General features: G+C 69.8%; 15 protein-coding genes and 3 pseudogenes. 13 read left to right on the top strand and 5 right to left on the bottom strand.

Annotated elements, in window-relative coordinates:
• Positions 1-15: 15 nt before the first annotated feature.
• From OG711_RS08455 to OG711_RS08425, 7 genes and pseudogenes are all read left to right on the top strand, one after another.
• Entirely contained in the window at positions 16-363 is a 348-nt protein-coding gene (locus OG711_RS08455; protein WP_073790039.1) for a hypothetical protein, read from the top strand.
• A 639-nt stretch (positions 364-1,002) separates the two neighbouring features.
• Positions 1,003-1,307: pseudogene (locus tag OG711_RS08450) on the top strand (transposase); the annotation flags it as partial.
• A gap of 267 nt (positions 1,308-1,574) precedes the next feature.
• Positions 1,575-1,715: pseudogene (locus OG711_RS08445) on the top strand (IS5/IS1182 family transposase); the annotation flags it as partial.
• Positions 1,716-1,749: 34 nt separating this feature from the next.
• A complete protein-coding gene (locus OG711_RS08440; protein WP_329558946.1) occupies positions 1,750-2,388 on the top strand; it encodes a zinc-binding dehydrogenase in 639 nt (212 codons plus the stop codon).
• Positions 2,389-2,637: 249 nt separating this feature from the next.
• Positions 2,638-3,003, top strand: a complete 366-nt coding sequence (locus tag OG711_RS08435; RefSeq protein WP_266506989.1) for a hypothetical protein — start codon at positions 2,638-2,640, stop codon at positions 3,001-3,003.
• A gap of 477 nt (positions 3,004-3,480) precedes the next feature.
• Positions 3,481-4,548, top strand: coding sequence for a matrixin family metalloprotease (locus OG711_RS08430; RefSeq protein WP_329558945.1), 1,068 nt, complete (start codon positions 3,481-3,483; stop codon positions 4,546-4,548).
• A 32-nt stretch (positions 4,549-4,580) separates the two neighbouring features.
• Entirely contained in the window at positions 4,581-4,943 is a 363-nt protein-coding gene (locus OG711_RS08425) for a DUF6281 family protein (RefSeq protein WP_329558944.1), read from the top strand.
• A gap of 785 nt (positions 4,944-5,728) precedes the next feature.
• On the opposite strand, the gene OG711_RS08420 is transcribed toward OG711_RS08425, so the two are convergent.
• Entirely contained in the window at positions 5,729-5,986 is a 258-nt protein-coding gene (locus tag OG711_RS08420; protein WP_329558943.1) for a DUF5133 domain-containing protein, read from the bottom strand.
• A 407-nt stretch (positions 5,987-6,393) separates the two neighbouring features.
• Positions 6,394-7,620 (bottom strand): MFS transporter, encoded by a 1,227-nt coding sequence (locus OG711_RS08415; protein ID WP_329558942.1) that lies wholly within the window; start codon positions 7,618-7,620, stop codon positions 6,394-6,396.
• 78 nt (positions 7,621-7,698) lie between these two features.
• Here OG711_RS08415 and OG711_RS08410 point away from each other — a divergent pair, with 78 nt between their 5' ends.
• Positions 7,699-8,070: a MerR family transcriptional regulator gene (locus OG711_RS08410; protein WP_073790054.1), complete on the top strand. Its 372-nt coding sequence runs from the start codon at positions 7,699-7,701 to the stop codon at positions 8,068-8,070.
• A 1,239-nt stretch (positions 8,071-9,309) separates the two neighbouring features.
• Here OG711_RS08410 and OG711_RS08405 read toward each other — a convergent pair.
• Positions 9,310-9,834 carry a hypothetical protein gene (locus OG711_RS08405; protein WP_073790062.1) on the bottom strand — a complete coding sequence of 175 codons (525 nt, stop codon included), beginning with the start codon at positions 9,832-9,834 and terminating at the stop codon, positions 9,310-9,312.
• Between the two features lie 405 nt (positions 9,835-10,239).
• Between OG711_RS08405 and OG711_RS08400 the strand changes: the two genes are divergently transcribed.
• A complete protein-coding gene (locus OG711_RS08400; RefSeq protein WP_329558941.1) occupies positions 10,240-10,662 on the top strand; it encodes a hypothetical protein in 423 nt (140 codons plus the stop codon).
• 225 nt (positions 10,663-10,887) lie between these two features.
• Here the strand turns inward: OG711_RS08400 and OG711_RS08395 are convergent, their stop codons facing one another.
• Positions 10,888-11,328 carry a hypothetical protein gene (locus OG711_RS08395; protein ID WP_329558940.1) on the bottom strand — a complete coding sequence of 147 codons (441 nt, stop codon included), beginning with the start codon at positions 11,326-11,328 and terminating at the stop codon, positions 10,888-10,890.
• Between the two features lie 303 nt (positions 11,329-11,631).
• Here OG711_RS08395 and OG711_RS08390 point away from each other — a divergent pair, with 303 nt between their 5' ends.
• Genes OG711_RS08390 through OG711_RS08375 form a run of 4 tightly spaced genes read left to right on the top strand, consistent with a single transcriptional unit; the run spans position 11,632 to position 14,361 of the window.
• On the top strand, positions 11,632-12,318 hold the full coding sequence (locus OG711_RS08390; RefSeq protein ID WP_329558939.1) for a hypothetical protein: 687 nt from the start codon (positions 11,632-11,634) through the stop codon (positions 12,316-12,318).
• Positions 12,315-12,929: a hypothetical protein gene (locus OG711_RS08385; protein ID WP_329558938.1), complete on the top strand. Its 615-nt coding sequence runs from the start codon at positions 12,315-12,317 to the stop codon at positions 12,927-12,929. The genes OG711_RS08390 and OG711_RS08385 overlap by 4 nt, the downstream gene beginning before the upstream one ends.
• A complete protein-coding gene (locus tag OG711_RS08380; protein WP_329558937.1) occupies positions 12,926-13,261 on the top strand; it encodes a hypothetical protein in 336 nt (111 codons plus the stop codon). The genes OG711_RS08385 and OG711_RS08380 overlap by 4 nt, the downstream gene beginning before the upstream one ends.
• Entirely contained in the window at positions 13,258-14,361 is a 1,104-nt protein-coding gene (locus tag OG711_RS08375) for a site-specific integrase (protein WP_329558936.1), read from the top strand. Before OG711_RS08380 ends, OG711_RS08375 begins: the two co-directional genes overlap by 4 nt.
• Here the strand turns inward: OG711_RS08375 and OG711_RS39085 are convergent.
• Positions 14,350-14,801 (bottom strand): annotated as a pseudogene (locus OG711_RS39085) (hypothetical protein); the annotation flags it as partial. The gene OG711_RS08375 and the pseudogene OG711_RS39085 sit on opposite strands and share 12 nt — an antisense overlap.
• Positions 14,802-15,062: the final 261 nt, after the last annotated feature.

Genomic DNA, 15,062 nt, shown 5'->3' with positions numbered 1-15,062 from the left:
GGTCAGGCGAATGACATGACTGCTTCACAGAAGTCCAGCGAGAACAACACCCGCAACGGATCGACGCGTACCGCCACCAAGAGTGCCGCGAGCGCCGCGTCGGACACCACGGAGAAGGCCACCGGAGCCCTCACGGCGCTGCCGGCCCCGATCGCGGAGAAGGCGTACGCCGCGACCCGGGCCGTGGGCGGCACGGTCGGCCCCGGTGGCAGGCTGTGGACCGTCCTCGGCGCCCGCAAGGCGGTCACCAGCGGTGCCTCGGTGGCCTCCGCCGCGGCGCTCACCGGGGCCTACCTCCTGGGCCGCCGGTCGGAGCGCCGCCGCCTCGGCCCGCTCTCCCGCCTCATCGCCGGACGGCTCTGACCCGCCTTCCTCCTGCCGACGGCATCCCCCGGGCCGGGCAGCGGACACACAGTGCCGCCGCCCGGCGTTCGGGTGCCGAATCCGCCCTCCTGTTCGTGGGGGTGATCGCCTTCGCGCTCGCCCCGGCTGTGCCGTTCGCACGGCTGCGCGGGATCGAGCCGCCCGTGGTGCACGCTCCCGGCGGCCGCGAGTGCGGCTGCTCGACAGTCGCGGGCCGGAGCGTGGATCACGGTTCCGTGGACACACCGGCACCTGGTCTCCGCGCCGTTCGCGGACTTCACCTGGCGCCGGGCCCGGGACCTGCTCGCGATGCGGGGCCAGGACGACACAAACCAAGCCGCCGTGGCCGCCGCAGTCGACCAGTTGCCGACGGGGGCGGAAACCGGGCCGGGCCGCCGTATCGCGGCGCGCACCCGCGCCGCCCTGGAGCCCGCCCGGTCCGTCCTGCGCTGCCGCAGGCACCAGCTTTGGAAGACGCCGAGGAGGAGGCCACCGTCCCGGAGCAGACGTCGAACGTCATTCCTTTCGGCGTATTCGACGCCTTCACCGACGGGAGCCGCCTGTGAGCGAGGCTCCGCCAGAAGACATCGCCAACCCGCGGATGTCACTGACCACGAAGGAAGGCTGGCGAGCGTTCGTCGCTACCCTGGGCGGCTGCGTGTTCCTGACCGAGCGGCACTCGCCGGCATCATGTACGTGCTGCGGACGGGTGTCGCGTGGCGTGACGTCCCCGCCGAGACCGTGGGCTGCACCGGGGTGACGGCCTGGCGCCGGCTGCGGGACTGGACCGAGGCCGGCGTGTGGCCGCGCCTGCATACCGCCCTGCTGGCCGAGCTTCGCCGTGCCGGTCTGCTGGACCTGGACGACTGCTCCGTGGACAGGTCGCACGTCCGGGCCCTCAAAGGGGGGATCACGTCGGCCCCTCGCCCGTCGACCGCGCCCGCCAGCCGAGGTCCTGCTGTCGGCAGCGGAGCCGGACCACTGTGCCACCCAACTGCGTAGCCAGCGTTTTTGTCTTAACCTGCCGTGATGCCGACGGCGGACGTTCCGGCCGGCGCCACGGAGTGCCGTCCGAACTCATCGACGTTCACGCCTGCTGCTTGGCGTCCACGCCTCCCGAACTGCCCGAGAAAGGCTGCTCTTCATCATCGACCGATCCACCTGGTCATAGAGCGTGTTGCAGAAGCCTTTGTTCCGGGCCTTTCTTCTGTATGCGTGGGGTGCTGAGGGCTGAGCCGTTGTGGGTGGAGACGTTCACGGGTCTGCGGATGCGGCAGTTCGACCGGCTGCTGAAAGTTGTCCGTGAACGGGGCGGGAACGGGCGCGGTGGCGGGAGGCCGTGGTGCCTGCCGCGGCCCGACGGCCGGTGCTGCCGAGAACGCGCTGATGCCGGCCTGGGCACGTATCCCCGACGGCGTAACCGTCGAGCAGGCCGCCGCGCTGCCGATGGCGGCCGAGACGGCGTGGCGCGCGCTCGAAGACCTCGGCGTCCAGCCGGGTGAGCTGCTGCTCGTCCACGGCGCGGGCACCACCGTGGGTGAGGCGGCGGTGCGCTTCGCGCTGCACCGGGGTATCCGGGTGACAGCCACCGCCGGGCAGACCCGGGCAGCAGCTCTGGAAGAGATCGGCGCCCAGGTGACCGCCTACGGCGAGGGCATGGCCGAACGCGTCAGAGCACTGTCCGGAGACCGCATCGATCGTGCCCTCGACGCGGCGCCGACCGGCGGCCGGATCGACCGCGCCGACCAGCCCAGCCCGGCCGGCGGTTCACTGCCGACGCTGATCGAGCTGACCGGGGACCCCGACCGTGTCCTCACCGTCTCGGACTTCGCCGCCGCGGCCGAGCTGGGCGTCCGGACCACCACCGAGATCCGCTACGACCAGATGGACGAGTTCGCCCGGCTCGCCGGCGAAGGCATCCTGGTCGTACCGGTCGCACGTACCTACACGCTCGACCAGATCCAGGAAGCGGCCGAGCTCAGCCGGTCCCGCCGACCCGGCGGCAAGCTCATGCTCGTCCTGTGAGCACCCCGCCGGCCTGGCGAAGCGAGACCGGACCTCCTGGACCCGGACCAGACCCTGTCCCGGCTCCTCGCCACCGCCCACCGCTCCGCCCTGGCCGCCGTCGGGGAACGGCTCCACCAGGAGTCCCGGCACACCTGCACGCCCACCGAACGCGCCAAGCAGCAGCTACAGGCCGGCCAGGCCGGACAGCCGGACAAACTCACAGGCCCGGCAGAGGTCAGGCTGAAGCACCGCAGGGACACCCTCCGCATGGCCAGGGCCTACTGGCCGGGCGATCTGCTCGCCGCACTCCGCCTCGCACGCCGCGCGCTGGAGTGGCTTGAGGAGAACCCCGACGCGGTGCTCGACGCGCCCGGCAGCGAACGGACCGGCATCGACGAGGTCGAGGTACGGCTGGAGGAAGTCCGGCTGCTGCCGACCACCCAGTGGCGCCCCGCCTTCGATCCGCGGCTCGGCGTACCCGCCGCCGTGAGCGTTGCGCCCGCACGGCCTGCCCACCGGGAAGCCGGTTTCCGCGCTTGCTGCTGGCTCGGTGCGGGACACCTGCGTGTACTGGAGCGTGTACTGGAGGTGTTGGCTGCACTGAAGAGTGCAGCCCCATCCTCTTCCGGCTGATCGGCGACGAAGCCGTGCGCTGTGCCTGTGCTGCAATGGTCCTCAACGTGTCAAAACGCAGTTGCTGCCGTCGCTGACGATAAAACAGGCCATTCGCGACTGCTCCTGTTGAAATACTTCAATTATCCCGGATCCGGAACCTCGGTGCTCCCAGCTATATCGGGGGGCTGGAAGCGATGGTGCCGCAAAATCGGAACCCGCCACCGCTGAGTGGGTCCGAAGCGTGCGCCGTCCTGGGTGCAAGGGAAGGCGCATCGCCAAGCCGCAAGCTCATTGCTTTGAACAGCCGAAACCGTTCCTGAACGCACGGAGTGGGTGGATCCGGGCGCTGGCTTCCATTGGCTGGATATGAGGAGAGGTTGCGATGAGCTGATTGTTACTTTCCTTCGCGTTTTGATCATGTCCCGCTCGATGCGGGACGCAATCAGAGGGTGGAAAGTGGCTCGGCGTAACCCAGGAGTCATAGGAAAGACGATCATGGCCTTCGCTCTCGCGACATCGCTTTCGGCGGTGGGCAGCTCGGCGAACGCGACCGTACCGGGGCCGGCTGTCTGCGAGCTCGTCGAGGGCGAGCTCACCATCTACGACCTGCCCGCCGGCTCGTCCGTGATCCTGTGCGGTGCGGTCGGACGTGTGGTGACTCACGACGGCACGGGGGTGACGGTGCCCGAACCCGGTATGGCCGTCACCATTGACATGCTGACCACGGACGGCGCGTCGCACGGGTTCACGGTGGAGGTCGGCACCGGCGGCACGGTCTCCTACGACCTCGGTGACGCTGTGATCGACGCCTCGACGGACGGAAATGACCGCCCCGGCTCCGCCAGCCCTGACCCGGCGACCGGAGTGCCCGCAGAACCGGACACCATCGTCGAGCCCACCGACACCGCGGAGGGCGCCGAAGTGGCAGATGTCGACGCTGCCGCTGCACCTTCGGCGTGCAGCGACGGCGCGTACTCGACGGCTGACCGCAAGGAGTACGGCACCTACACCTGGTACGTCGGTGACGGCGGAATGCCCGGCGGGCTGTCCCGTGACAACGCCAAATGGGCGTTCATGGACGCGATCAACAACATCACCGACAGCTACAACAACTGCGGGTACAGCGACACGGTAGGCGCCAAGCAGAACTACCTGGCCGATACCAGCCGTGAGGCGGGCATCAACAACAGCGGCCGGTGCACCGGCCAGGACGAACTGAGCGTGTGGGACGCAGGCGACCTCAAGAACGGCGTCGTCGCGACGACCTGCTCATACACCTGGGCCATGCCCGGGGTGAAGAATGATCTGCGTGAGGCCGACGTCCGTTTCAATACCCACGACTACGACTTCACGAACAAGCCGACCAGCAGCTGCTCGAACAAATATGACATCCGCTCCGTCGGTACTCATGAGGCCGGGCACGTCTTCGGGCTGGGACACGTGGGCTCGGGACATTCGAACCTCACCATGTACACGAACTCGTTCACGTGCAAGACGATCGCCAGGACCCTCGGCAAGGGAGACGTCCTGGCCCTCCGCAGCATCTACGAGGAGGAACAATGAGCCGGTCGGGGCGAGCCACGCCACTGCCTCTCATGGCAGCGATGATGATGCTGGCTGCGGCCTGCACATCGGAGAGCAGCGGTGACGGAGACGGGCGGGCGGAATCCTGCGCCTACCGTGTCCTCTACCAGGACCGCACCTACAGGGACGTCGCGAACGTGGAGTTCACGGCGGGAAGAAGGCTCGGTTCCGCCACCGTCCCGGTGTGTGAGGACACAGGTGACCGGGACAAGGCCGAGGAACCGGGGGAGACGACGACCGCCTACGCGGTGGACGGCATCTCTCCCGACGTGGCCGTCGCCGTCGGTGACAGCCCCGGCGACGCCGCCCTCGTGGCCGCCTACTCAGGCGACAAGCTCCCCCCGGAGATACAGAAACTGATCGACGGGCCCTGACGCGGCAGCGCGTCCACGCCGCTGCCCGAGCGGCGTGGACGCGACCTGTGCCGGGCATGCGCACTACCAGGACAGAAGGTGCCGGTGAGAACGACCATGGTCTGGCTGGAGCGCCGGGGAGGGTGCTGACGCGGTTCCTGTAATCGCGTTTGGGGGTTGATACATCGGAACGAAAACTGGTGCTAAGCCCCCGTCGGCCCTGGTGAGCGGCGGACGGGACATAGGCCCCGGGACCGGTCTGGAGTCTAGCTCCAGTACTTATCGGCTCGACATGGACAAGCGGCTCGACCTCGCGCTGACCGCCGAGAAGGTTGCGGCCGGCGTGGTCCGCTGGAGACCGCGCCCGGCGCCGTCGCGGAGACCGACACGGAGATCGCCCGGCTACGCGCCGGGGGACCACAGCGGCGTCGTCACCCTGGACTGCGGCACGGTCGGTGTAAAGACGCCCGCTTGCGCCAGAGCCAGTCGGCGGAGCACTCCGGGACCGCTGCCCTCGAACTCCTGCCGACCTGGAGTGCTTCCTTCTCCAGCCCCGGACCGCTCCTGGGCCATGTCCCGGCGAGCCTGCGGTCAGGGCGGGGTAACGAGCCGGACCGCGGTGACGGTGAGGGCGGCCTGAGCATGCAATTCTCCCGCAGCCGGCGCGTCCTGAACGGCGACCCGTTCCAGATCCGCGGCGACCGACACCGGCCGGAACCGTCCGCCCCCCTCGCCGGCCCGCCGTCGCCGCATGCGCCCACCTGGGCCGTGACCGGTTCGACGGTCCCGGCCTGTGCAATTTCCCCTCAGCCGACGCGCGTGGAACCGCCCCCGGGGTGGGCGTCGCGGAGTTGGTGACGGGCGGCCAGGAGTGCGTCGTCGGCATCGCGGGTGCCGGTGGACACGCACAGGGTGTAGGCGACGTCGTCCAGCCGCCGCAGCATGTCCGGAGTGCGGCATGCCGCGGCGGTGCGGGACAGTTCCTCGTACTCGCGGACCAGTCCGGTGAGCGTCTCGCGGTGAGCCATCAGCATGACGTCCTCCTCCGTACGCGACGACAGCATCCCGGCCATGCTGCCGCAGACACCCCCGACAGCACTTCCAGCCACGCCGCACCGCCCCCGCAGGCCAAGCGCAAGGGCGGGAGCCGAGGCCTGTGTCCGCCGCACCGCCCGGCGGCGGAGACCCAGCGGCGGCGCCGAGCCGAGCGGCCAGGGACTGCCAGGAGTGCTGCGCACAGCGGGGCCGACGGCTGGAGGCGGGTGTGGTGCTCCCGGAGCCGACTGCACGCAGTACGAGCGCACCGGCCGGATCACGGGACTATCCCCGCGTAGCGGGGCCGACACCGGGTCCGGGTAGGAGATGACGAAACAGGGCGGATCATCCCCGCGTAGCGGGGTCGACCCTGGCAACGGATGCAAGAGGAGACGCCACTGATTACGCCTGCGCGCCGTTCTCGGGTGTCTGATGGTCACGCATCCGGTGCGGAGGTGGTCTCGTGTTCGAATGTGCGGCTGGTGAATCCGTGTCGACGTGTGCCGATGACGATGGCGAGTGTGGGGAGCAGGAGCGCGAGTGTGATCCAGCCCAGGGAGGGAGGTCCCAGCACGTTGAGGGTGATACCGCCGATGATCCCGCCTGCGGCGATCCCGATGTTCCAGCATGTGGTGAGGAGTGCTTGTGCGACGTCGCCTGCCGCCCCCGCGGCGTCAGCGATCGCGGTTTGCAGCAGGGTTGAGGCACCGCCGTACGCGAGTCCCCACAGGGCTGCGCTGGCGTACACGAGGGCGGAGGTGCTGGAGAAAACACTCAGGATGAGAGCGGCTGTTGCCAGGAGCGTGCAGGCGAGAATCATGAGCGTGCGCAGGTGCCGGTCGATGAGTACGCCGGTGAGCCAGATGCTCACGAGTGAGACCAGACCGAAGGTGAGTAGCACCGAATCGACCTGACCTGCCATGCCGAGCGGGGCCAGGAATGGGGCGATGTAGGTGAAGAGGATGTTGTGCGCGAACACGAACGTCAACGTCACGACGAGGATCGGGGCGACCCCGGGCAGGCGGAACGTGTGGAGCAGCGGCAGTCGTGCGCCCTTGGATTGGCCGGGGAAGTTCGGAACGCTGGCGATCACCCATACGAGCAGTGCGAGAGTCACCAGCGTGATGATCCCGAATGCGAATCGCCATTCGACGGCCTTGGCGAGGAACGCTGCTGCGGGGACCCCGACGGACAGTGCGACGGTCCCGCCCGCCATGGCGATGGCCATGGCCTTGCCGCGCTGGTGCGCGGGAACCATCCGCCGAGCGTATCCGGCAAGGAGCGCCCAGAGCATGCCGCCGACGATGCCGCCGAGGAACCGCGCGGCCAGGGTGAGCGCGAAACTGTCGGAGAAGGCGGTGACAGTGTTGGCGATCGCGAACCCCGAGATCGCGAACAGCAGCAGGTGCTTGCGTCGCCAGCCGATCGTAGCTCTCGTCAGAGGGACCGCCGCGAGAATCGCCCCGATCGCGAAGACCGTGACGCTCTGCCCCGCAGCCGCCTCACTCACTTCCAGGTCGCGGCTCATCTGCGACAGCATCCCGGCGGGCATCGTCTCGGTCAGGAGCGTGATGAACCCTGTGGCAGCCAGCGCCAGCAGACCCGCGATGGGGAACCGCGTCTCAGCGGCCGGAGGGCGTGGTGATGTATCCGTTCGTGTCATATCGTCATCATCAATGTGTGACATTGATGTGAGGGTCAAGTGCGGTTGCATCGCAGCCCAGACGCGAGGGGTGGGGGGATGCAGATCGGGGAGCTTTCTCAGCGCACGGACACACCGGTGCGGATGCTCCGTTACTACGAGGAACAAGAGTTGATCGAGTCCGAACGGCTCCCTAACGGGTACCGGCACTACGAGGACTACGTTGTCGATCGGGTGCGGCAGGTCCGGGGCTTGCTCGATGTCGGCCTGCCGACGCGGATCATCAAGCAGATCCTTCCTTGCTTGGACAGTCCGCAGGCGATACACCTGCCGTACGTCACCCCGGACATGATTGCGACACTCGAACGCGAACGCGACCGGATGGCAGAGAAGATCGAATGCCTCACGAAGAATCACCGAGCCATCGACGACTATCTCCACGCCGTGAGCCACGAAATCCGAGCTTCCTGATGAGGCGCCCCCGGTACGTCTGCTGACCGGCGGCGCCTGGCAGCGTCGGAGCAGGACGGTGCGGAGTGACGGCCTGGATCGGTCCTGATCTGCCGTTACGCGAACTGGAGTGCTTTGCGGTGCTCGCAGTCGAGTTGCCTTGCCCGCTCCGGCCGGGCCGGTGAGGACGAGCCTGGCGGGGCGGGTGGCGCGGTAGCAGGCCAGCATGTCCGGCAGCGACCCCTCTCCCGGCGACGGGTGCTCCCCGGCATGGATCTGCCCGGCGGGCAGGGCCGTCGCGTCGCGAGCCGGAGCGGGCTGCAGGACGTAGCGCAGGTCGATGTGCTGGGAGTCGTCGCCCAGCAGCTCCCGACGTACTCTGCCCTCGCCGTCGGCGACCTGCCGCTCCAGCGTTTTGGCCCGGCTGCTCGCGAGCTCCGCGTCGACACCCTCCACCGGCCTTCGCAGCGCCATGAGCGCTACGGTCAGACGGGCCGCTCCCGTAGGAACACCGAGCACGCCGGCTGCATCGCCACCCGCCAGCCCTCCGTAAGCGATCTGCCAGACCGCGTAGACCACGCTGGCCAGCACCAGCACCAGCACCAGCACCAGCACCAGCACCAGCACCAGCACCAGCACCAGCACGGCACTCGCCGCGCCCACGAAAAGCCATCTGCGCCGCTGACGGCGCCCCCGACCGGAAACACAGACCGATGATGCGCGAACGTCACCGCACTGCGCGACCGACGTTCCCCTCCCGTGACGAAGTCCGCCAGATGCGCAGTCGACGATCACGGGGCCCGATTCCCTGCGCCTGACGCGGCTTCAGCTTTTCGTCTGTCTGGCGAGTTCGAGCCCGTACAGACCTCATCAGACAGACGTCAAGCTGAGTCTGCCCGCCCTGACCGTCGCCGCGCTCACGGGCACCACCGAGGAGAACGCCGGACTCGGCTCAGCCGTCCTGAGCTCCGTTCAACAAGTCGGCCCTTGGGGAGGATCGGACCGGGATTTGGCGGCAGCAAGGCCCTACGGCCGCTCGGGAGCTCACCGCTGCGCGGCGTGCCGTGGGCACTGCCCGCCGAATCCCACGGACGCGCCTCAGGGGTCGCGGTATCTGAAGTTCGTGGACACGGCGTCGGCCGCCCGAAGCAAGAAGGCCCGGCAGTGTCACCGCAAAGGTGACACTGCCGGGCCTCTCGTCTCCGAGCGCGCGCGACCTTGGGTTACTCGGAACGGAGTGGTGGCGCCACCACTCGTGCGTCAGACCCGCGGGGAGGCTGAGAAGGCGTAGCTCCTCAGCCCCTTGCCGTCGTCCTTCCAGTCGATCTGGAGCACTGAGTCACCGTAGTAGCTGGAGCCGGCGCCGGCCTTGTGGGAGACCGTGGGGCTCGTATACAAGGCATTCCCACTGGTGTTGAGGTTGTTCATCTTGCTGCCCAGGCCGGGCCCGTACTTGTGCTTCGACACAGGGTCGGGACCGCTGACGCTGCGCTTGACCTGCACCAGCGCGCGAGCCGAATTGACCACGCTGTAGCCGTAGAAACCGGGCGGGCCGTCGATGTCCACGGTCGCCTTGGCGTAGATGGTGCCGCCGGAACGCTTCGCGCAGGTCTTGACCTTGAAGTCGAAGTCGTCCCACACGGCGGTCGATCCAGGATGGTCAACGGTCTTGCTCGATGTCTTGCAGTGCCAGCCGGACGCCGGGGCGGCCTGGGCCGTGCCCGCGAGCGCCGGCACCATCAGCGTGGCCGCTGCAAGGGCGGCGGTGAGCATGGTCTTGCGCATGGTTCCCCTTGAGTATGCCTTACATATTTGCGTCCACCCTGTCCGGCCGGGCGGCGGCCCCGCAAATGACTTTCGCTCCCCGAAGGAGGTGGCGAGGGCTGGCTCCCCGCCACCAGCACGGCTCCGGTCTGCGATTCGGGGGGGGAGGGGAGGAACATCGGACGAAAACTGGCGCTGAGCCTCGATCGCCGCTGGTCGGCGGCTGACGGAGCGTCGGCGGCCGGACCTGTCCGATGTCTTCCCCCAGATAACTGCCCTGCTATCTGCAACAAGGTGAATACCGACCAGGGAGAGCGCGCCCGTTCCCCGTCCTGACGAGCACTGTTATCTGTGGCGAGGAGAACCTTGGGACGCCTACCCGTGGCACGCCGCGCAGGACGCCCTCCCCCGTGCCGGACAGCCGGGATGAGGTGGCTGCGGCGGTGGCCGGGGCGAGAAGTGCCCGGCGAGGACTGGCACTACCTCCCGCCCGCGCAGCCCGCCGGCCGCGAACAGATGCGAGTGACCCGCGTCGACGGGTACGACTTCGCCTGGCTCGACCGGCAGGTCTGCGAGGCGTGCCGCACCGACTTCGTCATCGCGGTCCGCGTCACCGACGAGTACCAGGGCCGCGGCTACGCGGGACGGATGCTGCGCTACGCCCTGCGCGGCCGTGAGGACTACGCGTGGACCACAACGGTCCAGAAGGCCATGGGCGAGGTGTTCTTCCGGAGGACGAGCCGGAACACCGGCGTGCAGTTCGGGGACGGCCGCAAGCCGCTCCTGTGCCCGCACATGCGCGCGGCCCCACGGCCTGCCCGGAACGGCCCAGCAGGTACCCGCCGATGACTGACCCGGTCAGGATGCTGAGCTGATCAGCGCCGGTTGCCCCCGTTGGACCCAACGGGGGCAACCGGCCCGCTGCCCCGCGCCTCTTCCTCCGCCAGGTCCTCCATGGGGTCCTCCTCCCGCTGGTGGACGAGCGGGCAGAGCGCCGGCGGCACGCGGAGACCGGGCGAGGCCCGGGGCGACGGGTGGCGGGCGCGTCAAAAGCTGCCGAGCCACCCGGCGGTGTCACTCCGCAGGAGCGTCAGCGTCCGCCGGAGTGCCGTCGGCGTCCTGCTCCCGGCCGAACAGGGACTTCTCCTCCTCCGCCGGGAAGTCGGTCCGGCCGTAGCGGGCGAACTGGCAGACCCGCGAGCGCTGGGAGGCGGTGAGCGATTGGGTTCGGCGGGTGTCGGACGGCTGCGTGAACCAGTTCCTCACGCCCAGCAAGAACCAGCCCTCGGGGCCCTCGGGGCCCTCGTGCTCGCCGTGGACGACGCGGGCGAGCCCGTCGAGCACCTGCTCGTGGGTGAGGGCCTTCTCGGCCCCGGCGGGATCCGAGAAGGAGACCGTCCACGACCACCTCTGGCCCGGAGCCAGGATGGAGTCCTCGGGGATGACCCCGTCGAAGTCTTGGAGATGGGCCGCCTCCGCGCCGATCACGGTGCGCCGCCACCGCACGTCCCCCACCGCACGTCCCCCAGCCAGGGGGCCTCCGAGAGGAAACCCTCCGCGATACTCCGTCTCCTCGTCCGTGATCAGGTGCTCGCCGCTCGTGCGTTGCCTCTGCTCCGCCGGTTCCTCGTCCGAGGCCGGTCCGGGGCCATCCTCGCCGGGAGCGTCCTCGCCGGGAGCGCGGACAGCCGCTGCCCGTATCCCGGAACTCTCCATCCGGACTGGTCGAGTCGGATAATCTTTTTTTATCCGACTCGACAGAACGGGACATGACGACCGATCGCCCGGCGCGGCGGAACCAGGGAGGGAACCCACCGCATGGCCACCGAGCCCCTGCGCTACGCCGTTGACGTCACCCAGGAGGACGTGGACGCGCTCACCGACTTCCTCATGGGCGTGCTCAACGGTCCGCCCCTGCAACCCGGCACCGAGGAGTACCGGACCGACGCCGCCCTGCGCACCCTGGTGCCCGGCTTCACCGGCGCCCTCACCTACCAGTTCCGCGACGAGGTCGTGGCCACGGCGCAACAGGACGCACACAAGCAACTGGACCGTATCCAGGACATCCGCAGCGCTTGGAACCGGCTTGCCGAAGTCGCCTCCCGGTGGAAGGACGTCGACGGATTCGCCACGGAACGCTGGCACACGGTCCGCTTCGACGACGCTGACGACGAAGAAGGCTTCCGCCGGTGGGAAGAGAAGGGGAAGGCGTCGACCTCCCAGGCGACGGACTTCGTCTTCGAGTACCGCATCCCCGGGCCGCGGCAGAGCGGGCAGCCCATCGGCGAGTACGTCGTCGCCCGCGACCCCGGAAACGCTGACCGCTGGGCCGACTTCGAGGCAACCGCGCAGGCCCGTCACCGGGACGGCAGCTCCTGGCAGCACGCCCGCTTCACCGGAACCAGTCCCTACCTGTACAGCCGGGCGACTGCCCTGGCCGCGGCGCACCAGCACGCCGACTCCGGCGCGGCCGAGGAGTCGCTGGAGAAGGACTCACCCCGATGAGCCGCAGCAGGCAGGCCGCGCTCCTGGCCCGGCACCTGTCCGAGGTCACCGGCGCCGAGGTGGGGCTGCACCACGACACCGGCGCCCGGTGGATCGCGATGTGGGCGGACGGCCCCCGGCAGGAAGAGATGCGCGCCCACCTCGACACCGCCCTCGCCGGGTACCGCTACGTCGACATGCGCAACCGCAAGATCGACTGCCACCGTTCGACCTCGCAACGGGCCTGGGCCGCGCGGGCCATCGCCTCCTGCCGGGAGGGCACCCTGGGCCCCGCGATCGCCGAAGGCGCGGCCCACCGCCGGTCGCTGGGTGTGGGGATGCCCCGCCCGGGCGTCCAGGGCCCGACGCACACACACGAGTACTACGCCCTGCTGCGCCACGTCGAGGAACTGTGCCGGGGGACCGCGTACCCGGAGCGGGCGAGCGCGCCCGACGACGAGCCGCTCATCCAGCAGCTGCTCGCGGCCGGCACCCGGGATCGCGCGCACACCGGCAGGCCGACCATCAGCGAGTACGACATGGCCACGGCGCTGCTCGCCGCCGAGCAGGATCCCACCGGGGGCCAGCCGCTCAAGTTCGCCGTCGTCCGTGTCCCGGAGGAGGGCCGGTGACGGGGGTGGACGACGGCGACGACGCGACCGCCCGGGCGTCCATCGCCCACCACCTGCACGGCGTCGCCGCGAACGCCGCCGAGGACGGGCACCCCGCCCTGGTCGAGGCGGCGGCCGCCGAGCACACCGCGCGGGAGGAGCACGGACGGCTGGAGGGCAACACCCCGCAGTTCGTCTACGGCTCGGCCCAGCAGGACGCCATCAAGGCCGGGCAGGACGCGATGTTCGGGCGCGGCCCCCGGGAGGCGTGGGAGCAGGCCAAGCAGCGGATGGAGGTGGTCGGCCGGTGGCTGGCCGCCCACGGCCACCAGACGGAGGGAGTGACGAAGTGACGGTCACGGCCGAGACGGCGGCCTCCGGCGACGTCGCCGCGCCGGAGGTGCCGGACTCGCCGGCCGCCGAGCGCCAGGCGCTCATCGAGCGGTGGGCCGAACGCCACGGCGTCGACGCCGCCCGGCGCCTGGCCGACGCCGAGGACCTGGCCGACGCCGTCGAGAAGGCGATCACCCCGGACAACACCGTCGACACCTACAACAAGAGCTGGCGGGTGTGGGAACGGTTCTGCGCCGCCGCCCGTCTGCCCGGACCGGAGGCCACCCGGGGCTCCCTGGTGGCGTTCGTGACGTGGATGCTGCGCGAGGGCCAGCAGAACGGCAAGGGCTACGCACCCAGTTCGGCGTCCACCCATCTCGCGGCCGCCGTCGTCGGGCTGCGCGAGCGCGGTATGACGGTGTCCGGCGACGACCAGGCCGCCGCCCGCGCCGCGCTGCAAGGACTGGCGGTCAAGCTCCCGCAGGCCGGGGAGCGGCGCGGCCGCGGGCAGGCGTCCGGTGCCGACATCGACGGACTGCGCGCCGTCGCCCGCGCCTGCCCCGACACCCTCACCGGCGACCGGGACAAGGCGCTCACCCTCACCGGCTTCCACTACGCCAGCCGCAGCCAGGACCCAGCCGGACTGCTGACCGGCGACGTCACCCTGCACCCGCGCGGCCTGGTCGTCGCCGTGCTCACCGGCAGGACCAAGCGCTCGGTGCGCAACGCCAAGATCCGCTACGCCGACGACCCGGCGATCTGCCCGGTGAGGGCCTGGACCGCCTACCGCACCCGGCTGGCCGACGAGCACGGCCCGCGGTGGGCCGACCCGTCGACGCCCGCGTTCGTCGGCATCGACCGGTGGGGCCACGTCACCGGCGGCATGGTGCCCGACTCCGTCACCCGCGCCATCAAGCGGATCTCGAAGCGGGCCGGGGTGCCGATCGCCTGGACCGGGCACTCCCTGCGCATCGGCCTGGCCTCCGTCGCCCGCCGCAAGGGCCGCGACGCCATCGCCATCGCCGACCAGGGCGGCTGGGCCCGCCACTCCCGCTCGATGCTCGGCTACATGCAGCGCGACGACGGCTGGGACGACAACGCCTCCGCCGGCCTCGCCTGAACACTCACCCGGCTCCAGATGCGGCGCGACCAGCACCAGGCGCTTCCACGACCCGGCCAGCAGAGCGGTGTCGATCTCCGCCTCGCCGACGTTCTTGCGGCCCAGCAGGCCCAGCAGGCCCAGCAGGCCCAGCAGGCCCAGCAGGCCCAGCAGGCCCAGCAGGCCCAGCAGCGACTTCAGCGCCCGCAGCACCGGCTCGCCCTCGGCGGTCGCGCCGAAGTCGACGACGTCCAGCAGCAGCTTCAGGAACGGCAGCACCGTGGAGAACCGGGACACCAGCATCCGACGCCACGCCACGCCTCGTCGGCGTCGGAGTCCAGCGGCGGCGCAAGCTCGACCATCGCGGCCACCGCCGCCTCGATCGCCTCCCACATAGCCGCCAGCGTCCCCACCCTCGGTGCGGTGATCTCCCCGGTGGAGGTGTCGACCCGCTCGGCGGTCTCGGCGGGAATCCCTGGACGCCTGGGTCCGTGAACAGGAACAGGCCGACTCGCGCTCCACCACGGCATTGAGTCCCTTGCAGGCCCCCGTCAGTACCGATCCGGCGGCACAGCGGTCGCCTGACCGGTCGTCGTCCCCCGTTTCCTTTCGAAGGAGATATTTGCCCGGCTGCACAGAGGACCGCTGGATCAAGAAGAAGAAGGATCCTGCAACGGGTAGGCGTGAGAAGACCACGCTCTACGGGAACCGGCAAGCGATAC

Origin of the sequence: Streptomyces uncialis (assembly GCF_036250755.1) — a bacterium.
Classification (GTDB): domain Bacteria; phylum Actinomycetota; class Actinomycetes; order Streptomycetales; family Streptomycetaceae; genus Streptomyces; species Streptomyces uncialis.
The sequence above is the reverse complement of the archived record's forward strand: the minus strand, read 5'-3'. Positions and strand labels throughout refer to the sequence as shown.